General features: G+C 51.9%; 27 protein-coding genes, 1 pseudogene and 1 riboswitch. Of the genes and pseudogenes, 12 read left to right on the plus strand and 16 right to left on the minus strand.

Annotation, left to right across the window (positions count from 1 at the left end; all coding sequences use genetic code 11):
• Positions 1–329: 329 nt before the first annotated feature.
• Genes IEY53_RS15575 through IEY53_RS15590 form a run of 4 tightly spaced genes read right to left on the minus strand, consistent with a single transcriptional unit; the run spans position 330 to position 4,308 of the window.
• Complete coding sequence (locus tag IEY53_RS15575; protein ID WP_189026458.1) at positions 330–1,298, minus strand: sugar phosphate isomerase/epimerase family protein; 969 nt, start codon at positions 1,296–1,298, stop codon at positions 330–332.
• Positions 1,299–1,332: 34 nt separating this feature from the next.
• Positions 1,333–2,403, minus strand: a complete 1,071-nt coding sequence (locus IEY53_RS15580; RefSeq protein ID WP_189026460.1) for a Gfo/Idh/MocA family oxidoreductase — start codon at positions 2,401–2,403, stop codon at positions 1,333–1,335.
• A gap of 47 nt (positions 2,404–2,450) precedes the next feature.
• Complete coding sequence (locus IEY53_RS15585; RefSeq protein ID WP_189026462.1) at positions 2,451–3,548, minus strand: Gfo/Idh/MocA family protein; 1,098 nt, start codon at positions 3,546–3,548, stop codon at positions 2,451–2,453.
• Positions 3,541–4,308: a sugar phosphate isomerase/epimerase family protein gene (locus IEY53_RS15590; protein ID WP_189026464.1), complete on the minus strand. Its 768-nt coding sequence runs from the start codon at positions 4,306–4,308 to the stop codon at positions 3,541–3,543. Before IEY53_RS15590 ends, IEY53_RS15585 begins: the two co-directional genes overlap by 8 nt.
• A gap of 212 nt (positions 4,309–4,520) precedes the next feature.
• Here IEY53_RS15590 and IEY53_RS15595 point away from each other — a divergent pair, with 212 nt between their 5' ends.
• Entirely contained in the window at positions 4,521–5,339 is an 819-nt protein-coding gene (locus IEY53_RS15595) for a helix-turn-helix domain-containing protein (RefSeq protein ID WP_189026466.1), read from the plus strand.
• A 34-nt stretch (positions 5,340–5,373) separates the two neighbouring features.
• Here IEY53_RS15595 and brfA read toward each other — a convergent pair.
• Positions 5,374–5,652, minus strand: a pseudogene (gene brfA / locus IEY53_RS36375) (ribosome rescue factor BrfA); the annotation flags it as partial.
• A gap of 22 nt (positions 5,653–5,674) precedes the next feature.
• Positions 5,675–6,142 (minus strand): LytA/YqiH family protein, encoded by a 468-nt coding sequence (locus IEY53_RS15600; protein ID WP_189026468.1) that lies wholly within the window; start codon positions 6,140–6,142, stop codon positions 5,675–5,677.
• 188 nt (positions 6,143–6,330) lie between these two features.
• Here IEY53_RS15600 and IEY53_RS15605 point away from each other — a divergent pair, with 188 nt between their 5' ends.
• Positions 6,331–7,011 (plus strand): TIGR00266 family protein, encoded by a 681-nt coding sequence (locus tag IEY53_RS15605; RefSeq protein ID WP_189026470.1) that lies wholly within the window; start codon positions 6,331–6,333, stop codon positions 7,009–7,011.
• 91 nt (positions 7,012–7,102) lie between these two features.
• On the opposite strand, the gene IEY53_RS15610 is transcribed toward IEY53_RS15605, so the two are convergent.
• A complete protein-coding gene (locus tag IEY53_RS15610; RefSeq protein ID WP_229696180.1) occupies positions 7,103–7,681 on the minus strand; it encodes a TetR/AcrR family transcriptional regulator in 579 nt (192 codons plus the stop codon).
• A gap of 158 nt (positions 7,682–7,839) precedes the next feature.
• Here IEY53_RS15610 and IEY53_RS15615 point away from each other — a divergent pair, with 158 nt between their 5' ends.
• Positions 7,840–8,394, plus strand: coding sequence for a hypothetical protein (locus IEY53_RS15615; protein ID WP_189026792.1), 555 nt, complete (start codon positions 7,840–7,842; stop codon positions 8,392–8,394).
• A gap of 80 nt (positions 8,395–8,474) precedes the next feature.
• Here IEY53_RS15615 and fur read toward each other — a convergent pair whose 3' ends face one another.
• The gene (gene fur / locus IEY53_RS15620; RefSeq protein WP_189026474.1) at positions 8,475–8,948 is read right to left on the minus strand and encodes a ferric iron uptake transcriptional regulator; all 474 of its coding nucleotides are present in this window, start codon (positions 8,946–8,948) and stop codon (positions 8,475–8,477) included.
• A gap of 192 nt (positions 8,949–9,140) precedes the next feature.
• Between fur and IEY53_RS15625 the strand changes: the two genes are divergently transcribed.
• The 3 genes from IEY53_RS15625 (at position 9,141) to IEY53_RS15635 (ending at position 11,509) form a co-directional block, all read left to right on the plus strand.
• Positions 9,141–10,007, plus strand: a complete 867-nt coding sequence (locus IEY53_RS15625) for an AraC family transcriptional regulator (RefSeq protein WP_189026794.1) — start codon at positions 9,141–9,143, stop codon at positions 10,005–10,007.
• An 80-nt stretch (positions 10,008–10,087) separates the two neighbouring features.
• On the plus strand, positions 10,088–10,666 hold the full coding sequence (locus IEY53_RS15630) for a hypothetical protein (RefSeq protein ID WP_189026476.1): 579 nt from the start codon (positions 10,088–10,090) through the stop codon (positions 10,664–10,666).
• Positions 10,667–10,819: 153 nt separating this feature from the next.
• Positions 10,820–11,509 carry an S-layer homology domain-containing protein gene (locus IEY53_RS15635; protein WP_189026478.1) on the plus strand — a complete coding sequence of 230 codons (690 nt, stop codon included), beginning with the start codon at positions 10,820–10,822 and terminating at the stop codon, positions 11,507–11,509.
• A gap of 104 nt (positions 11,510–11,613) precedes the next feature.
• Here IEY53_RS15635 and IEY53_RS15640 read toward each other — a convergent pair whose 3' ends face one another.
• The 3 genes from IEY53_RS15640 to IEY53_RS15650 are packed head-to-tail and all read right to left on the minus strand — an operon-like array spanning position 11,614 to position 13,957.
• A complete protein-coding gene (locus tag IEY53_RS15640; protein WP_189026480.1) occupies positions 11,614–12,366 on the minus strand; it encodes an amino acid ABC transporter ATP-binding protein in 753 nt (250 codons plus the stop codon).
• Between the two features lie 13 nt (positions 12,367–12,379).
• Positions 12,380–13,048, minus strand: a complete 669-nt coding sequence (locus IEY53_RS15645; RefSeq protein WP_189026482.1) for an amino acid ABC transporter permease — start codon at positions 13,046–13,048, stop codon at positions 12,380–12,382.
• Positions 13,049–13,108: 60 nt separating this feature from the next.
• The gene (locus IEY53_RS15650; RefSeq protein WP_189026484.1) at positions 13,109–13,957 is read right to left on the minus strand and encodes an amino acid ABC transporter substrate-binding protein; all 849 of its coding nucleotides are present in this window, start codon (positions 13,955–13,957) and stop codon (positions 13,109–13,111) included.
• 222 nt (positions 13,958–14,179) lie between these two features.
• Positions 14,180–14,284: riboswitch (TPP riboswitch) on the plus strand.
• A gap of 62 nt (positions 14,285–14,346) precedes the next feature.
• Here IEY53_RS15650 and IEY53_RS15655 point away from each other — a divergent pair.
• From IEY53_RS15655 to thiE, 6 genes are read left to right on the plus strand one after another with little or no spacing between them, the layout of a single operon-like run.
• Positions 14,347–15,153, plus strand: coding sequence for an ABC transporter ATP-binding protein (locus IEY53_RS15655; RefSeq protein WP_189026486.1), 807 nt, complete (start codon positions 14,347–14,349; stop codon positions 15,151–15,153).
• Complete coding sequence (locus IEY53_RS15660) at positions 15,134–15,910, plus strand: ABC transporter permease (RefSeq protein ID WP_189026488.1); 777 nt, start codon at positions 15,134–15,136, stop codon at positions 15,908–15,910. Before IEY53_RS15655 ends, IEY53_RS15660 begins: the two co-directional genes overlap by 20 nt.
• On the plus strand, positions 15,907–16,974 hold the full coding sequence (locus IEY53_RS15665; protein ID WP_229696181.1) for an ABC transporter substrate-binding protein: 1,068 nt from the start codon (positions 15,907–15,909) through the stop codon (positions 16,972–16,974). The genes IEY53_RS15660 and IEY53_RS15665 overlap by 4 nt, the downstream gene beginning before the upstream one ends.
• Positions 16,975–16,977: 3 nt before the next feature.
• Complete coding sequence (gene thiM, locus IEY53_RS15670; protein ID WP_189026490.1) at positions 16,978–17,775, plus strand: hydroxyethylthiazole kinase; 798 nt, start codon at positions 16,978–16,980, stop codon at positions 17,773–17,775.
• The gene (thiD, locus tag IEY53_RS15675; RefSeq protein ID WP_189026492.1) at positions 17,772–18,602 is read left to right on the plus strand and encodes a bifunctional hydroxymethylpyrimidine kinase/phosphomethylpyrimidine kinase; all 831 of its coding nucleotides are present in this window, start codon (positions 17,772–17,774) and stop codon (positions 18,600–18,602) included. The genes thiM and thiD overlap by 4 nt, the downstream gene beginning before the upstream one ends.
• Positions 18,583–19,236, plus strand: coding sequence for a thiamine phosphate synthase (thiE, locus tag IEY53_RS15680; RefSeq protein ID WP_189026494.1), 654 nt, complete (start codon positions 18,583–18,585; stop codon positions 19,234–19,236). The genes thiD and thiE overlap by 20 nt, the downstream gene beginning before the upstream one ends.
• Before the next feature lie 127 nt (positions 19,237–19,363).
• On the opposite strand, the gene IEY53_RS15685 is transcribed toward thiE, so the two are convergent.
• From IEY53_RS15685 to IEY53_RS15705, 5 genes are all read right to left on the minus strand, one after another.
• On the minus strand, positions 19,364–20,056 hold the full coding sequence (locus tag IEY53_RS15685) for a pseudouridine synthase (protein WP_189026495.1): 693 nt from the start codon (positions 20,054–20,056) through the stop codon (positions 19,364–19,366).
• Between the two features lies 1 nt (position 20,057).
• A complete protein-coding gene (locus IEY53_RS15690; RefSeq protein WP_189026497.1) occupies positions 20,058–20,255 on the minus strand; it encodes a DUF3934 family protein in 198 nt (65 codons plus the stop codon).
• A 79-nt stretch (positions 20,256–20,334) separates the two neighbouring features.
• Complete coding sequence (locus IEY53_RS15695) at positions 20,335–20,643, minus strand: metallophosphoesterase (protein ID WP_189026499.1); 309 nt, start codon at positions 20,641–20,643, stop codon at positions 20,335–20,337.
• 344 nt (positions 20,644–20,987) lie between these two features.
• Positions 20,988–22,076: an aspartate-semialdehyde dehydrogenase gene (asd, locus tag IEY53_RS15700; RefSeq protein WP_189026501.1), complete on the minus strand. Its 1,089-nt coding sequence runs from the start codon at positions 22,074–22,076 to the stop codon at positions 20,988–20,990.
• Positions 22,077–22,261: 185 nt separating this feature from the next.
• Positions 22,262–23,479 (minus strand): VWA domain-containing protein, encoded by a 1,218-nt coding sequence (locus tag IEY53_RS15705; RefSeq protein ID WP_189026503.1) that lies wholly within the window; start codon positions 23,477–23,479, stop codon positions 22,262–22,264.

Below are 23,479 nucleotides of genomic sequence, written 5' to 3' on the forward strand. Positions count from 1 at the left end.
GTTTGATTCTATTATCCATGAGTTGTACTTTCCGTGTCCACCTCTTAGTCTAAATCACTGAGTCCGTTTGACCAGAAAAATGAGCTGATTTCGCGAAATAACGTTCCTCCGGTCCGTGAAGTCTGTGTAACAGCTTATTTTGAGGTCAACTGTATAAGCACGACTTGTAAATTAACCTTGGATCGATTGGACCAAACGCTGAAAGGTAATCGCCTTGCCGCTTAGTCCACATTTTCAATAAATATATTTTTACAATTAAGTACAACAAGAGCCGCCAATGATTCTGGCGGCTTCCTGCGGTATTGCAGTTTATGCTTGCCGGTTACTGTTTACACCCACCACATATCGGCAACCGGTTCTTCGATCAGCACCTGGCGAAGGTTATCCACGGCTTTGGAGAATCCTTCTTCAATGGACATAAGTCCATCCTCATGCTCAATGCTGACCACATAATCGTAGCCGACCAAACGAAGGGCACTCATAATATCCGCCCAGGTCTTTACATCATGACCAAAGCCCACCGAACGGAACTGCCAAGCGCGGTCCAGCATTTTCTCATACGATTGCATGTCAGTCAGTCCATGCATATTCACATTGACCGGATCAATCACGGTATCCTTGGCATGGAAGTGATGAATCGCGCCTTGACGTCCCAGAATATGGATAGCTTGGACCGGATCGATTCCCTGCCACCACATATGGCTTGGATCAAGGTTCGCACCGATGACCTCGCCCGCCGCTTCTCTCAGCCGCAACAGCGTAGCCGGAGTGTGTACGGAGAATCCGCCGTGCAGTTCAAGTCCCACCTTCACATCGTGCTGCGCAGCAAATGCGCCCCACTCTTTCCAGTAAGGGATCACCTTGTTCTCCCACTGCCAGGCCAGAATTTCCTGATAATCATTCGGCCATGGGGCCACTGGCCAGTTCGGATATTTGGCATTCTCATGGTCTCCGGGACAACCGGAAAATGTATTAACAACCGGGACACCCAGCTTTTGCGCCAATTTGACCGAGTTGACGAAATCCTCATGATCCTTGCCCGCCAGCTGTTTCTGCGGATGAAGCGGATTGCCGTGGCAGCTTAACGCGCTAATCATCAGGCCGCGGGATTCCACTGCATGCTTGAATTCCTTGAGGGCGGTCTCATTCTCCAAGAGCAGCTTCGGATCACAGTGGCTGTTGCCGGGATTGCCACCGGTACCGATCTCTACTGCCTTCAAGCCCTTGGCTGCCACATAGTCAAGCGCATCCTCCAGCTTGCGTCCGCCGAACAGAACCATAAATACTCCGAGTTTCATTGTATGCCGCCTTTCTGTTTACCTGGAATATTAATCATTTAGCGTAAATGTCGAAATCCTTAATCACCTGATTGGTACCCGCAGAGGCGAAGATGGCTTCGATTAAATTAAGTACCCGCAGCACTTCGCTGTTCTTCACAATCGGTTCAGCCGTGCCTTCGATAACCGCTGCGAAGTTGTCATAGAAACCCGACGGCAACTGGGATGGAGCAGGAAGCGCCTCGGTAATGGTTGCACCTTCCGAAGGAGGAGCCATGGTCTTCGTTAGACCTACCCCTGCGCGGATCGGCTTCGGTTCGATTTTTTCGGACTCCTGATTTCTGGTCACCATTCTGCCGGTCATCGACCAATCCTCAATAATTGCAGTCCCTTCGATTCCCTTGACATACCATCTTGGCAGCGTGATGAAATTGGTGGTGCCTACCTCAACAACCGCCTTTACCCCATTTTCGAATTGCAGAACAGCTTCAAAGCCGTCATCGACCTCATTGCCCAAAATAAAGCTCAGGCTGGCACTGACACTGGTCACCTTGCTGTCAATCAGGAACAGCAGCTGATCCAGCAGATGCACACCCCAGTCAAGCAGCATTCCTCCGCCCTGTGCCTGCAAATGACGCCAGTCGCCGGGGATGCCGTTTGCCCCATGTACACGCGATTCAAGCTGGAACAAGGTTCCGATGGTTTCCTTATTGTACATTTCTCTGATGATAAGGAAATCCTCATCCCAGCGTCTGTTCTGATTCACCATCAACACGCGCCCGGCTTCGTCCGCAGCAGCCAGCATGTCTTCAAACTCTTCCTTAGACAAGGCCACCGGCTTCTCGCAGATCACATGTTTGCCTGCTCTCAAAGCCTGAATTGCAATCTCTTTGTGCACATCATTGGGTGTTGCAATCAGAATAGCTTCAACCTCTGAATCTGTCAGTACTTCTTCCAGGCTGCTATAGGCTTTATAACCGGCTTCGGCCGAAGCACTGCGGCGCTCTTCCAGCAAATCATAGGTGCCAGCCACTTTCAGGCGGGAATTCTCATTAATTAATTGTCCGTGATAACTTCCCATGCCTCCAAAGCCCACAATGACGATGGAATGTTGTGTTGTGCTCATGGATTCCACTCCTGTTTGTCCGAATGTAACGACGGGTTTAGATTAGATTAAAGGTCAGATGATCCGTCAAAATAAACAGCGCGTCCGGTGCGGGCCGATTCATAGATAGCTTCCAAAATCTGCGTAACCACCAGGGCCTGCTCCGGTTTAACAACCGGTTCCTTGTCTTCTCTGATGGCTTCAAGCCACAAACGCGCTTCCCGGTCGGCTGCATCTTCCTGGCCGCCGCTGAAGAAAGCAACTCCGCCGGAGGAGAGGTCCACTTTGGTCTCATACAGCCGTCCGCCATGATCGCCGTTTAGACGAAGTCCGTCCGTCATATCCGCTCCGCCTTCCGTTCCGGCCAGCAGCGTTTTGGCTTCGCCAAATTCGGCGACATTCAGTGCCCAGCTGGCTTCTACGGAGATCGTTGCCCCGTTCTCCATGGTAACAAAACCAAAAGCGGAATCCTCCACTTTGAATTCTTCAGGGTCCCACGGACCGAAGGCATTGCCTGAATTACCGTTATGAGCCAGCTTGTGGAAGACGGAACCCACTACACTGCGCGGCTTATAGTTGTCCATCATCCAAAGCGTCAGATCCAGCGCATGGGTTCCGATATCGATCAGCGGACCGCCGCCTTGTTTCTCTTCATCCAGGAATACTCCCCATGTAGGGACGGCGCGGCGGCGAAGTGCGATGGCCTTGGCATAATAAATATCCCCCAGCTCGCCTTTTTCGCATACAGCCTTCAGATATTCACTGTCTGAACGGAAACGGTTCTGGTAAGCAATCGACAGCTTTTTGCCGGTACGGCGGGCCGCATCCAGCATTTCCCGGGCTTGTGCCGTAGTCTTGGCCATAGGTTTCTCGCACATTACGTGATTGCCGGCTTCAAGCGAGGCAACCGTAATCTCGGAGTGGCTGTCATTCGGAGTGCAGACATGGACAATATCAAATCCTCCGTCTTCCAGCAGCTTGCGGAAATCGGTATAGACCTTTGCACCTTCTGCTCCGTATTTCTCAGCCGCATCTTGCGCGCGTTCCTCTATAATATCACAAAAGGCCACCATTTCCGCGTCCTTTTGGCGTGACAGACTAGGCATATGTTTCCCTGTGGCGATACCTCCGCACCCGATAATAGCAATCTTCAATTTGTTAGACATGAACTTTTCCTCCTTGTTTGGCATATGCTTGTACCCATTTCATACTGTCGGCAATACTTTCGAGTGCCGGACGGCTGCAATAATCCTGCTCCACTACCGCCCATTCCGTGCCAGCCTGCACGGCGGCTTCCAGAATGGCCTCAAGCAACACTTCACCTTCACCCAGCACGACCGTCTCAGGCGAACCGTCTTCACGTTTCTTGAGATCCTTCAGGTGAATGATCGGCAGTCGTCCGGAGTAGCGGTTAATATAATCCACCGGGTCATATCCACCATAATAAACCCAGCATGTGTCCATCTCAACCTGCAGCAGCTCTGCAGGCACTTGCCCGAACAAATAGTCAAAAGCAGGACGGCCTTCCACTTGCTCCGTAAGTTCAAAATCATGATTGTGATAGTACAAAACAGCTCCTGCGGTTTTGCACTTCTCCCCGATGATACGCAGATTGGCGGCAACTTCCTTCCAGTCGCGTTTCTCCTCAGCCATATAAGGAATAATCAGATTACGGTTGCCAATCTTCAAGTTATATTCAAGCTCCTGCTCGGTATCGTTCAGCAGCACCTCATAAGGGCGGTGCGCTCCGATCACCGTCAGTCCCAGCTCATCCAGCAAAGCCTTTACTTCCTCCGCCGGGCGGCCAAAATAATCGTAGAATTCCACACCGCGATAGCCCAGTTCCGCTACCTTGCGCAAGGTTCCTTCAAAATCGCCTTCCAGTTCTTCTCTCAGCGTGTACAGCTGCAAGCCAATCTTCAGCATTCTCTGCTCACTCCAATAGTATAGGTTTGATTAGCGGGTTCTTCACATACCTGAACAAAAACGTTGAAGCAAAGCATGACCTAAATCAAGTCCCTGAGATTTAGTATCTTTGCAACTAAGGTACATGGTAATATGAAAGCGTATATAATAAAATGAATAATATGATTAAAACATGAACAATCTGATTATCATTTCAATCAACAGGAGGAATTATGACACATGCTGCCGCCTGCCATGTTTTGTCCGCAGGCTTCTCGTTTCACCGCAAACCTTTTCACGTCTCCCAGAGTGAAGGCCTGCAATACTACCTCATCCGTCTTCAGACGGAAGGGCGGAGCCGGGCTCTGATCGATGGGGTAATGTCACCGGTGGAGAGCGGCGATCTGATGCTGTTCGCCCCTAATGATCCCTATTATCTGATTATTGACAAAGAGAATTATCCGGTGGGCAAACCGCGGATCGAAAGCGGGGATTATCATGTCTTTTGCGGAGGGGTCTGGATAGAGGAATGGTGGAACCGCAGCCGGCGGCCGGCCCGTCTCACGCTGCCGCAGAGTGATGCCTTTCTCGGCCTCTTCCGTCAGCTTGTCCTTGAACAGCGGAGGCTGTCCAATTTCTCCCCGGAAATTTCGGCCTGCTATCTGCAGATTCTCTGTATGGAAATCGACCGGCTGATGAGCGAGCAGCCTGCCGTTACACCGAAAGGTTATCTGGCTTACCGGATGAAGCAATACGTGGAGGAACATGCCGCTTTTTCTTTCAGACTGGAAGATGTAGCCGCCCACGTCGACATCTCCGTCTCGCGTGCCGTACATTTATTTAAGGAAGCCTTCGGCACCAGCATTGTAAAATATGTAAATGATGTGAGGCTCGATATGGCCCGAGAGCGGATTACCTTCAGCCCGATGCCGCTGGAGCATGTAGCCGAGACTTGCGGTTTTGCGAACTATACCTATTTCCACCGGGTCTTCCGCAACCGCTTCGGCATGTCGCCCAAGCAGTTCCGTGTACATAGCCGAGAACAGGTCTGAACGGGATATCCTGAAGTTTCCATACAAAAGGAGCGCCATCATGGAAGATCCGCTCCTTGTGTTTGACCTTATTCAATTTCTGCCGTTTGCCCGGTGTCAGCCGGACATGCTGTGAGATTGCGCCATAATCGCCATTCGCTCTCCGGTTATTTGCGGCGCACCAGGTTCCTGCCCGCTCTGCTTTCAGTAATGCCTTTTGGGTCTTTGTGCGTGCCATGCCGGCAACACTCTCCTCTTTCGTATAGATGATCACCACAAAGCGATGTTTGTGCCGATATAGCCTTATTCTAACATAAGGGTGCTGTATCCGCATCCGGCAGATTACCGCCCCGGGCTCATTCAGGCTTTAAGCTGCTTTTGCTTTTGCTTTGGACATTATGAGTTTCTTCCCCGGCACCCGGCTCGCGAATGGAAATCAAATGGCAGATTAAGACCAACGGATCATGCACAAACTTCTGCTCGGTATAAGTAAGCACGACAGTGTCTCCGATCTCCAAGTCAGCAAGAGAAGACTCCAGCTTCTCGCCAAACTGCAGGGTCAAAGGCTCGCCATACACCGAAATCTCCACGGTGTGGCCGTCAGCGAGACCTTGATATTCACCAGAGGCCGTTTTTTTCTTCAAAGGCGTTTTTTCCAATGCCGCTGCCGTTTGCGCTTCTGCAGCACGGCTTCCGGACTGACTTTCGCTGGCTATAGCTTCATGCCCGTAAGGAACAAGCAATATAGCCGACAGAAGCAGCAGAATCATCATACGACGTTTTTTCGTTCTTTTGGTGCCAAAGAAATCATGGTTTCTGTTCATAGCTGCTACACCTCTTTGTATGGCATATGGAGAGCTCTGTGTAAATAAGAATTGATATTCTCTTTATAACCTGTATCGCTGCCGGCTAAACGACCGGCTTCCCGGCAGAAGGCATTCTGACACTTGTTAATATACGCTCTGCTCCGCTTGATGATAACATTTCATAACAGATTTGGAGGAACACAAGGATGAAATATGAAGTTCTTTATGAAGGTGCGTTTGCGATGCTTAAAGTGTATTTGAACCCCGGCGAAAGTGTCAAAGCAGAGATGGGAGCCATGGTCGCCATGTCGCCCAATGTAGAGTTAAGAGGAACCGTCGATGGCGGACTGATGCGTGGTCTGGGGAGAATGCTGAGCGGCGAGAAATTTTTCTTTCAGGAGCTGACCGCTACCCGCGGCCAAAGCGAAGTGCTCCTCTCGCCCGGTGCTATTGGAGATGTACAGGCTATTGAACTGGACGGTTCATACAAGCTGTTTGTGCAAAAGGACGGATTTCTCGCCGGTACACAAGGTATTCAGGTCAATACCAAAATGCAGAATCTGGCACGGGGGCTTTTCTCCGGAGAAGGTTTCTTTATTGTCGAGATCAGCGGCAGGGGGACCGTATTTCTCTCCTCCTTCGGAGCGATCCATGCCATTAACCTGGAGCCGGGGCAGGAAATGGTTATTGATAACGGCCATCTTGTAGCCTGGCCCGACTATATGGACTATAAAATTGAAAAGGCGGCTTCCGGCTGGCTGAACAGCTTGACAAGCGGAGAAGCCCTGGTCTGCCGGTTCCGCGGTGAAGGCGTAGTGCTGGTGCAGACCCGCAACCCCGGCAGCTTCGGGACCTGGATCAAATCCTTTGTGCCGACCAGAGGCTAGTTAGCGGACGGTCACTACAGCATTCCCGGATATGCAAAGGGGTGGCTCCAAAAAGCGAATTACCGCTGCTGGAGCACCCCTGTTCCTGGAGCTACTTTTTTAAACTATCCAGATGAACTGTCACTTGCTGTACCATTTCCTCAGGCGTCATCAGCTCCGGGTATATGATATTATGCACAACGAGGCCATCCACCAAGGCATGAAGACGTTTCGATTCTACGGCGAGATCCAGACCCTCCTTCAGCAAATGATGTGCTGCCAGATACTCCAGCATCCCACGGAAGGCTTCATGCAATCGGTTATGTACTTCATACTTCAGCGCCTGCATCTCCGGATCGATAACGGCATTGCCTACAAAAGCCAGCCAGACCTCACCCTCCGCCCTGCGCTCTTCATCCAGCGGCATCAGCTCACTGATCAGAAGTTCCACATCTTTGCGGGGATCGCCGGTTTCTTCAAAGGATAGAGTACGGCTATAAGAGCGTTCGGACACCAGCTTCATGGAAAACACCAGCAAATCTGCCTGGCTGGCAAAATAATGCCGCAGCGAACCCAGAGACATGCCCGCTTCCTTGGCAACATTCCGAACAGACACGGCTTCCAGGCCTTCACGGCGGATAATCCGCCAGGCGGCTTCCGCCAACTGCTTTCGTCGATCATCATGATTCACTATTTTTGGCATAAGGCAATTATAGCATAACTGAAATTAGAAAAAAAAGATTCGGCCTATAGAGATTATGAGGCAGAAAGGTCTTATATTTCCCAGCAAATTATGTTAAAATCAAAGCATTATTTAGCACATTTGTATTATATAAAGGGGTGGACAGGATTATTACTGCATTTATTATTGGTTGTGAGGTTGCTTTTTGGGTGTTTGTACTGGCGGGACTGACTTTCCGTTATATTCTGAAGCAGCCGAGAATTGGAGCGGTCCTGCTGTATAGCACACCAGTTGTGGACTTGGCCCTGATTGTGGCGACCGTACTGGATCTGAGAGCAGGAACACCAGCTAATTTTGCGCACAGTCTCTCGGCCATTTATATCGGGGCATCCATTGCTTTTGGGCATAGTATGATCAATTGGGCCGATGTCCGTTTCGCCCACCGTTTTGCCGGCGGGCCCAAGCCTGCCCCCAAACCCAAGAATGGTGCGGCCCATGCCAGGAATGAACGAATTGGCTGGCTGAAGCATTTGCTAGCCTATATTATTGGGGCAGCTGTACTGTACGGCATGATCCTCTTTGTGGACGACGCCGCCAGAACCGCCTCTCTCTCCAATACGATCCGTTATTGGGCGATTATACTCGGCATTGATTTTCTCATCAGCTTCAGCTACACCCTATGGCCCAAGACCGCCAAGGAACCTCAGAATAAGCCCCTTTGATCTTGGGAAGCAGCAGCCGGGGCATGCTTAAACCAAAAGACGCAGGCTGAATTTCAGCACTGCGTCTTTTGGGTTATCCTTTAGGATACGGCTTTGCAGGCTTTGTCTTTCTTGCAGCCCGTTCTCTGGCAGGTATTATAAGTACCCTTGAAGTCCAGCCGGTGATCCGTGACGGTGAAGCCGTATTCGCGCTCTACCCGTTTCTCCAGCTCAAGCAGCCAGTCATCCTTAATCTCTTCCAGTTTCCCGCACACGTGGCAGATCAGATGGTGATGCATATGGGCGTGGTTGTCATCACGCAAATCATAACGGGCCACACCGTCCCCGAAATTCATTTTTTCCACAATATGAAGTTCACTCAGCAGCTCCAGCGTCCGGTAGACTGTGGCGAGCCCCAGATGCGGGTATGTGTTTTTGACAAGCATGTATACTTCCTCGACACTGAGGTGATCTTTTTCATTATCCAGCAACACCTTGACTATGGCAGCACGCTGAGGCGTCAGTTTATATTTTTGCGCCGTGAACTGCTGGCTGATCTGTTCAATTGGATTCACATTGCCTCCCACCTTCCATGAACTATTCTAAACCCACTATAATTAGTAATAGTTACGATATAAGCATAACAAAATAACCCACAAATGAAAAGGCCCTGCGGCGGCAGAAGTCCGCACAAATTATCAAGACGCTTCACCGTCTGCCTGGGATAATAAAAATGAAATTATAACTTCAGCAAAGGAATGAAGCAGATGGATTACTATAACCGGATACAGCTGGCACTGAACTACATAGAGCAGCATTTACACGACGCTCTGAACATCCGGGATATTGCCGCACAAGCCCATTTTTCACCTTTTCATTTTCAGCGGCTGTTCCTGGCTATCTCGGGGTTCTCAGTGCACGAGTATATCCGCAAACGCCGCTTGACCGAAGCGGCTGATCAGCTGCGGCACAGCAATGACAGTGTGCTGCAGGTGTCACTGTCCTTTCAGTATCAATCCCAGGAAGCCTTTACCCGGGCTTTCCAGAGCTACACCGGACTCACACCTGGCAAATTCCGCCACACCATCACTGATTTCACCGGCCAGTCACGAATGGATTTCCTTCATTTAAAGTCCCAATCCAAAGGAGCGCTGCATATGAATCTTCCAGTAATGGTTCAGCTGAATCGTACGTCTATTATCGGCTGGGAATACCCCACAAATCTGAATCAGGATACACATTATCAGGAGATTCCGGGGTTCTACGACGATTTTGGCAGGAACGGGCGTTTTATGCATATTGATGGCAAGACAGCACCGGGAATGTCCTATGGAATTGCCTGCCGCTTCCAGGAGAATGGCGACTTTTCTTTCATTATTGGCGAACAGGTAGATGAGAATGCAACTCCGGGCGAGGGGTATGTGCGTTTTGAGATCCCGGAAGGAAATTACGCCGAATTTAAGGCTTTTGGCGGGACTGAGCTTGTGCAGCAGACCAGGGATTATATTTATGGCACCTGGCTGCCTGAGTCCAACTATGAGCGGCGGGAAGGACCGGACTTTGAGATAACGGATGTGCTGCGCTCCACTTTTCCTAATGATCAAAGAGTAAAAATATATATTCCTGTAGACTAAACATTCGCCCAATCAGATAGATGCCCGGTTCCCATACCCTATAAAAACTGGTATTTACCACGCAAAAGGAGATGGACCGGATGGCTCAAATATCAAACAGGCGGACCCGCAGGCCGGGAACAGCCAATGATCTGCGTAAAGTGGCACAATCCATGCTGCCGTTCTATAAGAAAATTGCTTGCAGCCGGGAATTTGCGAAGCAATGGAGCAGTGCCGTAGTGAAAGCCGATCTCGGCCGGATGGGGAGACTCCTGTCGACGATTCCTTCCCTTGCAAACAACGAGGATTACGGGACCAACGCTATTGGTTATTTCATTTCTTTCCCCTTGCCAAAGCGCTCCCTCTACTACACCAATGGCACGACCATTCCACCGGGTCTGGTGCAGTTTACCTTTAATACGAAAGTGCACCGCAGCATCGCCAGGTCTGTATTGCCGCTGTACCGCAAGCTGGCGGTGGGCGGTGCGTTTGCCTGGTCTTTTGCCGGGGCAATCCGCCGGCAGGACACAGCCCTTCTTACACGTATGGTGCGCAGGCTGGTTCGCACCCGTTCCTTAAAGAGCATCCGTATCGAAAATGCGGGTGTGGTTCTGCTCTTCAAGACCCGGTTCAGCAGTTATCCTTACCGGAATTTGCTGATCAGGGACGTTCACCGGTAACCTCATATCCGAATCTTTCAGGACTCCAGATTCAATACCGCAGGATAGTTTAATAAAAAGTAAACGCCCCCTGCAACCTTTCCACATTTTTCTGCGTTAAGGGTTGTAGACAGCGGCCAAGCGGCCGAACCCTAAACCCGAGGTGGAATGAAAATGACGATCAAAAAAAGCGCCATTGCTGCAATAACAACCCTTTCTATACTCTCTTTTACACTGGGAGGTCAAATGTTCGCGGCAGGTGATACCTTCAAGGATCTGGATAAGGTAAGCGGCAAAGAAAAAATCAATGCCCTCAAAGAGCAAGGCTTAATCAAAGGGGTCTCGGACACACAGTTTCTTCCCGCCTCCAAAGTGACGGTAGCCCAAGGCATTCAGTTTATATCCGGCGGACTTCAGCTTAGTCTTGCTGCCATTGATTTCACCAAAGCGCCGCAGGCGAGCAGCTTGTTCACTAACGTAAAGGACAAAGCCTGGTATGCCGAAGCTTTTATTAATGCGCATTATAATGACATCAAGATAGACAAGAATATCGACCCGTCCAAGCCTATGACCAAAGAATTGTATACGAATCTGCTGGTCCAGGGGGTGGAGAAGCTCGGCAACCTGCCGCTGATCAACCTCGTACCGGCCAAGATTACGGATGAAGCCAAGATGAATCCCTCGTATCAGGGGATTATTCAGCGCTCGCTCAAATACAAGATCAACACGCTGGATGCCAAGGGTAACTTTAATCCGAAACAAGAAATTACCCGCGCCGAGGCAGCGGTCATGCTGTTCAATGCGCTGGAATTCCTGAAAAGTCAGGGAGATAATTTCCTTCCCGTAGAAGAAGTTACGGAATAACGGCTCTACCTCCCCTTGCCCTCATTTGAATTCTAGCCTTATAGATCGTTTGATGCAAAAGGCAGCCCACAAGTTTCGCTTGGGCTGCCTTTTGCGCTTCTCTTCTATTCTTCTTCCCCGCTCAGGCGGTTCAGAAACTGCCGTGCCCGGGCACTCTTCGGCTGCTCCAGCACTTCCTGCGGAGTGCCCTGCTCCAGAATACGCCCCTCATCCATCAGAATAATCGTGTCCGCCACATCGGCTGCGAATTTCATCTCATGGGTCACGATGATCATCGTCATGCCTTCGGTCGCCAGCGCTTTGATGACTTTCAGCACCTCTCCGACAAGCTCAGGGTCCAGTGCAGAGGTGGGTTCATCGAACAGCAGCACCTCAGGCTCCACGGCCATGGCCCGGGCGATAGCCACCCGCTGCTGCTGACCGCCCGAGAGCTGGTGCGGATAAGATTCCGCCTTGTCCGCAAGCCCTACCTTGCTAAGCAGCTCCAGTGCCCGCTTCCGGGCCTCAGCCTTGGACCGCTTTTGCACGGTTACCTGCCCCTCCATGACATTGCCAAGCGCTGTCATATGCGGGAACAGGTTGTACGATTGAAAGACCATCCCTGTCTTTTTCCGGAGGGCGAGGATACTCTTCTGGGGAATTTTCCGGGCTGCTGTGAAATCCATCTTTACATCTGCCAGAACGAGGCTGCCCTGATCGGGAGTCTCCAGCAAATTAAAGCAGCGCAGCAAAGTCGTTTTGCCCGAGCCGGATGGGCCGATGATGACCAGAACCTTACCATGCTCCAGGCGAAGGTCAATGCCTTTCAGGACCTCCAGCGGACCGAAAGATTTATGCAAATCGAGAATTTCAATCAAGGGTATCTCTCCTTTAGGTCGCAGTGTAACGGTCCAGCCGTTTCTCCAGGTAGCTTTGCAGCCACGAAAGCACGGTGCAGAACAACAGATAACATACGGCTGCTTCAGTGTAGACCAGCAGGGGTTCATAGGTTGTAGAAGCAATCTGCTGCGCAGTTCTGAACATTTCCGTGTAGGTAATGATCGCGGCCAGAGAAGTATCCTTGACCAGACTGATAAAAGAGTTCGAAAGCGGCGGCACCGAAACCCGGGCTGCCTGAGGCAGAATGACCCGGCGCAGGGCCTGTCCCCGGGTCATTCCTACCGAAAACGCAGCTTCCCACTGGCCTTTATGAATGGATAAAATGGCTGCGCGCACAATCTCGGAAGAATAGGCGCCCACACTCAAGGTAAATCCGATTACCCCGGCGATGAAGGGGTCCAGGACAATTCCAACCGCAGGTAATCCGTAGAATATAATAAAGAGCTGTACCAGCAGCGGAGTCCCACGGATGACCCAGACATAAAAGCGGGCGATCAGCTTTGGAAGGGTCCAGGGTGAAATCCGGGCAAGTGCTGTAAGCACGGCGAGCAGAAGTCCCAGGGCAAAGGAAACAAGTGCCAAAGGAATGGTAAAAGCCACCCCGGCTTTGAGCAGGGGCAGCAAGGAATCCAGGATAATTTGTATTTTGCGGTCATCCATCGTTCAGACATCCTTCTCGGACCTCCAGGCGGAAGGCTACGTCCGCCAGGGTCCATCTATTTATTTGGAGACATCGGCTCCGAAGTATTTCTCGGAGATCTTCAGGTAGGTTCCGTCGCTTTTCATTCCGGCCAGAGCCTCATTGACGGCCTGAATCAGCTCATCATTGCCTTTGAGAAAGGTGGCCGCACTTTCCGATCCTTGGGCGATTTCGTCTACCACTTTGATTTTTACATCAGGTTTCTGCTTCTTTAGATCCAGATAAGACAAGCCATCATTCACAGTGGCATCAATCCGGCCTGACGTCAGAAGATCAATCGCCTGGTTAAAGCCGTCAGTGGCCACAATCTCCGCCCCGTTCTCACGGGCAATGTCCGACAGGTTGCTGGTCAGGGACTGTCCGGCTTTTTTGCCTTTCAGGTCCGCAAATGCCTTGATATCTTCATTACCCTCGCCTACAATCAGAACAGCTTTGGAGACAATATAGGGATCAGAGAAATCATATTTCACTTTACGCTCATCGGTAATCGACACTTGGTTGAAGATGACATCAAACCGTTTGGCGTCCATCCCGGCAAAAATCCCGTCCCATTGCGTCTCAATAAATTCCGGCTCCACACCCAGCCGTTTGGATATTTCCTCTGCAATCTCTACGTCGAATCCGGTAAGTTTGCCTGAGGGATCATGGAAAGTAAAAGGTGCGTATGTACCTTCCGTACCGATCCGCAGCTTGCCGCTGGCTTTGACCGCTTCCAGGCTGTTCTGGGCCGCCGGTGCCGCCGTGGCCGCTGTACCCTCATTTGCTGCAGCGGTAGGCTCCGCTGATGTATTCTTTGCTCCATTATTGCCGCAAGCGGCTGTAAGCACCACTGTTAATACCATTAGAAACAATACACTAAGTTTTTTCATCTCCAAAATCCCCTCTCACTTATGTCTATATAGGCCGAGTCATTTCCCGGCCATTTGAATAGTACACTGTCACAGCAAGTCCGTCAATAGTTTTTCCGATAATAATCATCGGAATTATATAGTAATATATTTCCACTGTTTCTGCTGCCTTTTATCAGCTGTATTATCATGCCCCAATCGGCAAAATCTGTGCAAATTGAAATGGATATGATATATTAATGTTAATTTCACTAGGGGAGTCGTCTGACTGAGACGGAGCTTGCACGCTCCGGACCCTTGGAACCTGATCTGGATCATACCAGCGGAGGGAAGTGGAGCAGCACTCGTGAAGCAGTACGCGCCTTTGGCGTACATACGGATATTGTGAGGCTCATTCATTCCCTCCGGGAATGAATGGGTCTTTATTTGTGTACAAGGAGGTTATCAAGGTTACGACAATACTGTCCATTCAACAGCTGAATTATGCGTTCCCCTCCTCCCGCACTCCCGTATTCACGGGACTATCCATGGATATCCGCGAGGGGGAATTCGTCTCGGTCATCGGCAGCAGCGGCTGTGGCAAAAGCACCCTGTTCAAAATCATTGCCGGGCTGCTGAAACCGTCCGGCGGACAGGTCATTCTCAGAGGGCAGTCATCTGCTGCGAGCCGCTTGGGTCACATCGCGTATATGCCGCAGCAGGATCTTCTGCTGCCTTGGAGAACCGTGCTGGACAACTGTCTGCTCCCTTGGGAGCTTAGACGGGAGACCGGTAAAGAGGAAGCCGTTCAGCGTATCCGCGGCCTGCTGAACCGCTTTGGTCTCTCCGAGCTGGAGATGGCCTATCCGCCGGAGCTGTCAGGCGGAATGAAGCAGCGGGTGGCCTTCCTGCGCACACTGGTAAGCGGCGGTAACCTAATGCTGCTGGATGAGCCATTTGGGGCACTAGACGCGCTGACCAAACGCGGAATGCACCGCTGGCTCCTGGAGCTGTGGGGCGGGCTAGGCAAGACCGTTCTGTTCATCACACATGATCTGGAGGAAGCCCTGCTCCTGAGCGACCGGATTTATCTTATGAACGGAGGCTCCCAGCCCGGGCTTCAGGAGCTGGTGGTAAAGCTGCCGCGACCTAGAAGCTACCGGATAAACTATGATCCGCAGTTTATAGCGCTGCGGGAGGAGCTGGAACGGAGGCTGCATGAATCTCACCTCTTGTAAGCTGGCAATACGGCAATACGGACCGTTTACCCTGCTGGTCCTGCTGCTGCTGACAGGCTGGGAGTCGGCAGTACAGACAGGGTTGGTCCCTGCTTTTATTCTGCCTGCCCCCTCCGCCATTATTCTGGCTTTGGCGGAACACCACAAGCTGCTGCTGGGGACTCATCTGATCGCAACGCTGCAAGAAGTAATGCTGGGATTTGTCCTGTCTGTGGTGTTCGGCTCCTTGCTGGGCATGGGTATGCACATGTTCCGTCCGCTGGAAAAAGCACTGTATCCTTTCCTTATCATCAGCCAGACTATTCCGCTGATCGCTCTCTCGCCCATCTTTATCCTGTGGTTCGGATATACACTCTGGAGCAAGGTGGCCGTGGTGTTTTTGACTGCATTTTTTCCGGTTGTAGTCAGCACTTACGACGGGCTCCGTTCCAAAGGGCGGGCTTACCATGAGCTGCTGCTGACGATGGGAGCAAACCGCTGGCAGGTGCTGGGCAAAATCGAAATCCCGCTGGCCATCCCCTCCTTTTTTTCCGGCCTGAGGTTGTCCGTGGTCTATTGTGTAATAGGAGCTACGATTGGGGAATGGCTGGGAGGCAGCCAAGGACTGGGTTATTTCAGCCGCCGGATGGCCGGGAATCTGCAAAGTGCAGAAATGTTCGCTGCGGTATTCCTGCTGTCTGCTTTGGGGATTGCTTTATTCCTGGTCATTCGCCTGCTTGAACAAATTATGATGAAGAAAAGAGGCTTTTTTCGATGAAAAACGTATTCCGCAATATCCCTATCCTCCCTGCATTGTTGCTGGCAGTTATGCTGATGCTCAGCGCATGTGGCAATCAGGGTGAAGCTGAGCGCACAGCTGACACACCCGCAGGAGCCGGCACTGAAGCTCCTCACAAGCTGACCATCATGCTCGACTGGTATCCTAATGCTGTACATTCCTTTTTGTATGCCGCCGAGAAAAACGGGTATTTTGCCGAAGAAGGGCTGGAAGTGGAGATTCAGATGCCTTCGGACAGCAATGATGCCTTGAAGCTTGTAGCTGCGGACAAGATTGATCTTGCCCTTACCTATCAGCCTCAAGTTCTGATGGCACGAGGAGAGAATATTCCTGTGGTCTCCATTGGCGCCATCGTCAGGCATCCGCTGAATCATCTCATGGTTGCAGAGGGCAGCGGCATTCAGAGCCCCAAGGATTTAGCCGGCAAAGCTGTAGGTTACTCCTCCATTCCGCTCTATGAAGCCATGCTGCGCACGATGGTGACAAGTGACGGAGGTGACGCCAATTCCGTAAAACTGATTGATGTAGGGTTTGACCTCGTGCCAGCCATCTCTACCGGTCAGGTGGAAGGCATTATGGGCGGCTTCATTAATCATGAACAGCTGATTCTGGAACAGGAAGGCCATCCTGTCACTTCGCTGAACCCTACCGATTATGGTGTGCCCGATTATTATGAATTGGTGCTTGCTACCAGCGATCAGGGTCTGCTGAAGTCGGAGGCCGATTTCAGGAAATTCCTGAAGGCCGCCGCCAAGGGCCAGCAGTATGTGGCGGAGCATCCCGAAGACGCGCTTGCCCTGCTGCTTGAGCATGAGAATGAAACGTCACCGCTCGACAAGAATATTGAGCAAAAAAGCCTGCAAATCCTGCTGCCTCTGATGGATGCGGGCGATCAGCCCTTTGGTTATCAGTCCCCTGAATCCTGGGACAAGGTGCATCAGTGGCTGACGGACAATAATCTTCTATCCAATGAAGTAAAGACGCAAGCGGCATATGCCAATCTTGCCGGCGATCGCTCAGAATCGAACAATCTGGAGGAATGAAATATGAGTTACTTGCAACAAGTCCGCGATAATAACCCTTTGATCCATAACATTACCAATATGGTTGTCACCAATTTCACTGCGAATGGATTGCTGGCCTTGGGTGCTTCTCCATTTATGGCCCATGCACCGGAGGAAGCCGCCGATGTCGCCAAAATGGCCGGTGCGGTAGTGCTTAATATCGGAACACTGGATGAACGGGTGGTAGAGTCCATACTCCTGGCCGGATTGTCAGCCAACGCCCATAACGTGCCGGTGGTGTTAGACCCGGTAGGAGCCGGAGCGACAGACTACCGTACGCAAGCCGTACAGCGGATCATCCACAAGGTCAAGCTGGCCGCTCTGCGCGGAAATGTGGCTGAAGTGGCCAACGTGATTGGCGAGAGCTGGGCCATCAAAGGGGTGGATGCCGGGGAAGGCAGCGGCGATGTCATCGCCCTGGCCCGGACGGCAGCCAAAAAGCTGGAATGTGTTGTTGTGATTACCGGCAAGGAGGATGTCATTTCGGACGGCAGCAGGACCTATGTAGTTAGCAACGGACATCCGCTGCTGACCCGGCTCACCGGAGCAGGCTGCTTGCTCAGTTCGGTCGTCGGAGCATTTCTGGCCGTGAGCGGGGATTCGCTGCTGGAAGCTGCGGCAGATGCCGTCTCATTCTATGGCGTCGCCGCTGAAGCCGCTGCGGAGCAGAGTTCCCGGCCCTTACCGGGCAGCTTCCAGATCGGGTTCCTGAACCAGCTGGCCTTGGTCACGCCGGAACTTTTCCTGGAGCATTCCAAGATCAAGGAGATCAAAGGATGAAAGTATTCAAAGCCTTAACGATAGCCGGTTCAGACAGCGGGGGCGGAGCCGGCATTCAGGCCGACCTGAAAACCTTCCAGGAGCTTAGTGTGTACGGCATGTCGGCAATTACTGCCGTGACGGCACAGAACACACTCGGAGTTCAAGGGGTTTATCCGCTGGACCCCGAGGCTGTGGCCGGCCAGCTAGACGCTATTGGCACCGATCTGCCGCCGGATGCTGTAAAGACGGGCATGCTGTTCAGCGGGGATATCATTCGAATTGTGGCCGAGAAGGTTAAGCAATATGAGTGGTCCAATCTGGTCGTCGACCCGGTTATGGTCGCCAAAGGGGGTTCGCCTCTTCTGCAGGAGGAAGCTGTGAAGTCCATGACGGCCCACCTGCTGCCCCTCGCGCTTGTAACCACGCCAAACCTCCCGGAGGCGGAAATCCTGACCGGACTACACATCCAAAGTCTTAAGGAACGTGAAGAAGCCGCCCGCATCCTCCATGCCATGGGCTCCCGTTATGTGGTGTTAAAAGGCGGACATGATCCTCTGACCGAAAATGTAGTGGATCTGTTGTACGACGGGCACGAATTTATTTATCTCGAGAGTACACGAATAAAGACCCGGCATACGCATGGGACAGGCTGTACCTATTCGGCAGCTCTGGCGGCCGAGCTGGCCAAGGGGAAATCCGTCACGACGGCTGTGGAAACGGCCAAAGCTTTTATTCAGGCAGCGATTGAGGACGGGCTGAATATTGGCGGGGGTCATGGGCCAACGAATCATTTTGCTTATATGAACCGGCTAAGGAGGTTTGGACATGACCAGAATGATCAGTGAGGAATTGCGGGCCCTGCTCAAGGTCTATTTCATTATGGGCAGCATGAATTGCAGCAGGCCGCCGTCTGCTGTCCTGCGTGAAGCCATTGCCGGGGGCATTACCCTCTTTCAATTTCGTGAAAAGGGACCGGGAGCGCTCACCGGAACGGCACGGGTAGAGCTTGCCAGAGAGCTGCAACAAATTTGTCAGCGCGGAGGTGTTCCCTTCATTGTGAACGATGATCTAGAGCTCGCGCTAACCCTGGATGCGGATGGTATCCATGTAGGCCAGGATGACGCGCCAGCCCTGGAGATCCGGCAGCGTTTCGGCAGCGGCAAAATTATCGGCGTCTCCGCCCATTCCCTGGCGGAAGCCCGCCGGGCGATAGCCGATGGCGCAGATTATCTGGGCGTCGGCCCGGTGTACCCCACAATCTCCAAGGACGATGCCCAAGCTGTACGCGGTACAGCAGTAATTGAGGAGCTGCGTGCACACGGGATTGCCCATCCTCTGGTGGGCATTGGCGGCATCACGGCTGCCAATGCATTCCCAGTGATTCAAGCGGGAGCGGACGGCATCTCCGTGATTTCAGCCATGGCTGCAGCAGCCGATGCCCGCGCGGCAGCGCGGGAGCTTGCACAGGTGACAGACTGACATCTCCCCGGATAATTCCAGTCAGACAAAAGGTGCCTTTACCAGCCTGCTCAGGGCAGCAGCGGTAAAGGCACCTTTTGTACGTCATGACCCGGGCTGACAGGACTGCATCAGCGGAACCGCTGAATTACGACAGCCGGGCCAAAAGAAGTCTTAGCTCCTCTCCGCCCAATTGCCTCCACTGCCCGCGTTCCAGCCCGTCCAGTGTAATATTCATAATGCGGATACGTTCCAGCCTGAGCACCCGGTACCCCAGCGCCTTGCACATCCGGCGGATCTGGAGATTCAGGCCTTGGGTCAGGATGATCCGAAAAACCTCTTTCTCCATCCCATAGACCTCGCAAGGTTTCGACCTTACGCCCAGAATCTCTACCCCGCCAGACATGGCAGCCAGAAATTCGGCGGTTAGCGGCTTGTCAACCGTCACGACGTATTCCTTCTCATGCTCATGCTCTGAACGCATCATCTGATTCACAATTTGGCCGTCATTGGTCAACAAAATCAACCCTTCGGAAGCCTTGTCGAGCCGGCCTACGGCAAAAATCCGTGCAGGATAATTCACATAGTCAATAATATTGCCTTCCACCTGCTTCGCCGCCGTACAGGTTATGCCCGCCGGTTTGTTCAGGGCCAGATACACTGGCTTATCCCTGTTCTCGGGAAGCGGGGCCCCGTCCAATAGCACAACATCCTCCCGCTCTACCATCCGGCTCCCGTCCACAGCCACCCCGTTTACGGTTATTCGGCCTGCGGCTATCAGGCGGTTCGTTTCCCTGCGTGAGCAAAAACGCTTGTCATTCAAATATTTGTTGATTCTCATCTTATTTGCTGCTTGCGCCCTTATTTCCGCCAGTCTTTTTGACAACGCCCGTTCCTTTGGCAACGCCCGTTCCTTTGGGCCCTTGCCCTGTGGGCGTGCTGCCTTTCACTGCTTTGGGTTTCGCTGTTTTGTTCCAGCGTGTCCACCCTTTGCTGCCTGTTCCACGGCCGGTACCGCCGCCTTTGCTTTTTGCACCCATTTTATCACTCCGATAGTCTTCAGTCTGAAATCTGCTGTACACTTCACCTATCTTACCATATTCACGGGATCACCGTGGCCTAAGCCGTCAGGACTGTGCGTTCACTCTGTTTATATTTGTTTTTTAGCGGTTTAGTGATCAGATAATCATCATGATTCCCCGCCACCAGCAATATTCGGCTGTAATACGTCTTTAGCTTGGTGAGCAGCATAAGGTTCTGTTTATTATAATGGCCCAGATCTCCGGCAATAATCAGAGTCTCCGCAGGAAATTCAGGAACAAGACCGGCCACGAACTGATCCAGGCGTTTACTCAGCTTCAGCTGATTGCCTGAGTTGTCTACCCAAAAGTCCAAATGGACATCTGAAATCAGGTCAAATTGAAACATGAAGTTCATCCCCCTTTGATTAGCAGCAGATATGTCAAAGTGGCAGTAAAAGGACCGAGGTGCGCTTATTTTCAAAAAAAACACAATTCCCCTATGCTTACGGACTCCATTGCACCTATTCACGATAATCCACTCCATATCTGCCTAGTGGAGAGGAATTAGAAGCACTGGGGTCCGTTAGCCCGGCTAAATACGCCTTATGAAGAAAATAAGGGCTGTAGGGTCCGCAGGTGTTCCGGAGGCACGAAGCCCCCATTCTGAAAATATAAAAAAAGACAAACAGCGAGTCTCTGCACTGTTTGTCTGATGTGTCCTCTATAGGTAGGACCAAAGCTTGGCTTGGATTAGGCTTTGGGCTGAATATAACCTTCCGCTTTAAGCAGCTCGGCAATTAACACCGCGCCTCCGGCAGCACCGCGAAGGGTATTGTGGGATAAGCTGACGAATTTGTAGTCATACAGATTATCTTCACGAAGCCGTCCCGTCGAAACACCCATCCCTTTTTCGATATCCCGGTCCAGCTTGGTCTGCGGACGGTTTTCTTCTTCAAAGTAGGTGATGAACTGCTGCGGAGCACTTGGCAGGCCAAGCTCCTGCGGGCGTCCTTTGAAGCTTTTCCAGAGGTCCAGAATTTCTTCCTGGGAAGGTTTGCTTTTGAAGGATACAAATACAGCTGCCATGTGTCCGTCTGCCACAGGGACACGGATGCATTGGGAGGTGATGACAGGCAGTTCGCTTTTCACAATGCCTTCCTCCGAAATGTCACCCCAGATGCGCAGCGGCTCCTGCTCGCTTTTCTCTTCTTCTCCGCCGATATATGGAATGACGTTGTCCAGCATCTCCGGCCAGTCGCCAAAAGTCTTGCCGGCTCCGGAAATAGCCTGGTACGTCGTGACTACAACCTTCTCGGGATTGAACTCTTTCAAGGCATGCAGCGCAGGCATATAGCTCTGGATGGAACAGTTCGGTTTCACCGCAATAAAGCCGGTTTCCGTGCCCAGGCGTTTTCTCTGCTGTGCGATAACCTCAAGATGCTGCGGATTAATCTCAGGAATGACCATCGGTACGTCCGGCGTCCAGCGGTGCGCCGAATTGTTGGAGATTACCGGGGTTCCGGTACGGGCATAGGCTTCTTCAAGCGCTTTGATCTCGTCCTTTTTCATATCGACTGCACAAAAAATCAAATCTACATCTGCGGCAACTTCCTCGACCTTAGACGCATCTTGAACCATAATATTCTTGACGTTCTCGGGCATTGGAGTCGAAAGCTTCCATCTGCCGGATGTCGATTCTTCATACGTTTTGCCTGCGGAGTTGGCACTGGCCGCAATGGCTGTGACCTCAAACCAGGGATGATTCTCAAGAAGAGCGATGAAGCGCTGCCCCACCATTCCTGTGCCGCCGACGATACCTGCTTTTAGCTTTCTTGACATGAAAATTACACTTCCTTTTAAGTAACTTTCCTATTCCTAGGGATAGGCCGATAATTAATGATATACGGTGCCGCTGAAATATGCGAGTGTTAAACGTAAATTTTTTATAAAAAATGACCCTTGATGGAAGATTCATGCCATTCCGCCGCCGGTTTACGTCCAAATCCTGGAAAGGACAACCTCACTTAGCCTTGCACGGCACCCAGCCGTTTGGATAGCTCGCCAAGGTCAGCCCCCTGCAGAGCTCCTTCCACCAGCCCCGGCAATAATGCCGGAGTGCAAGCAAAACAAGGGGTACCGTCACGGGACAGCTGCCTCGCCAGCTGCTCGTCGTAAAAGGGCTTACCCTGGTCCGATAAGGCCAGCAGGCACATCGTGCGTACACCGGACTCACGCATTTCCCGCATCCGCCGGACCAAACCGGATTGGTTGCCGCCTTCATACAAATCCGAGACCATGATGAACAGTGTCTTTTTGGGCTCTTCAATAAACTGCTCGCAATATTTGACCGATTTATGAATGTCGGTGCCCCCGCCGAGCTGAATGCCGAACAGCATATCTACCGGGTCGTTGGCACATTGTTCCGTCAAATCCACAACTTCAGTATCGAACACCACAACACGGGTGCTGAGCGCAGGGATGCTGGCAAAAATAGACCCGATGACCGAGGCCCAAATAATCGAATCGGCCATGGAACCGCTTTGGTCAATGTCCACAATCACCGTCCATTCCTTGCTTCGCTGTGCGCGGTCAAAATAATAGAACCGTTCCGGGATAATCAGCCGCCGCTCGGTATCATAATGCTTGAGATTGCGCTGAATGGTCCGTTTCCAGTCCAGGCCGCTCAGAGAAGGCAGCGGGGAATGCTGCCGCTTGTTCAGCGCTCCCGTTACCGCCCGCCGGATATCGTTCTCGAGCAGCTTGACCAATTCGTCCACTACAGCCTTGACGAGCAATCGCGCCGTATCTTTGGTTTTCTCCGGAATTTTGCCCTTCAAGGACAATAAAGTACCGACCAGCTGGATATCAGGCTTCACGGTGGCCAGCAGCTCCGGCTCAAACAACAGCTGCTTCCAGCCCTTCCGCTCCATCGCGTCATTCTGAATAATGGAAACTACGTCCTCCGGGAAAAAAGTACGCACATCCCCGAGCCACTTGGACAGGTGAACTGCCCCTTGTCCGCTACCTGCCCCTTTGCCCTTGCCGCTGCCCGAAGCTCTGTTCCCGCCGCTATCTGCCGAGGTATTGTCATAAATGGCGGCAAGTGCCGCATCCATAATCCGTTCTTCATCGGTCAGGCCTACTCTTCCATCATCACAATAACCGGCTAATTGCGCTTCCGCCTCCTGGCCCAGAATCAGCCGCCAACGGGTAACCGGACTTGCCTCTCTGCTGTTCTCCAT

The sequence above is a fragment of the Paenibacillus albidus genome (genome assembly GCF_014644435.1).
Taxonomy (GTDB): domain Bacteria; phylum Bacillota; class Bacilli; order Paenibacillales; family Paenibacillaceae; genus Paenibacillus_AQ; species Paenibacillus_AQ albidus.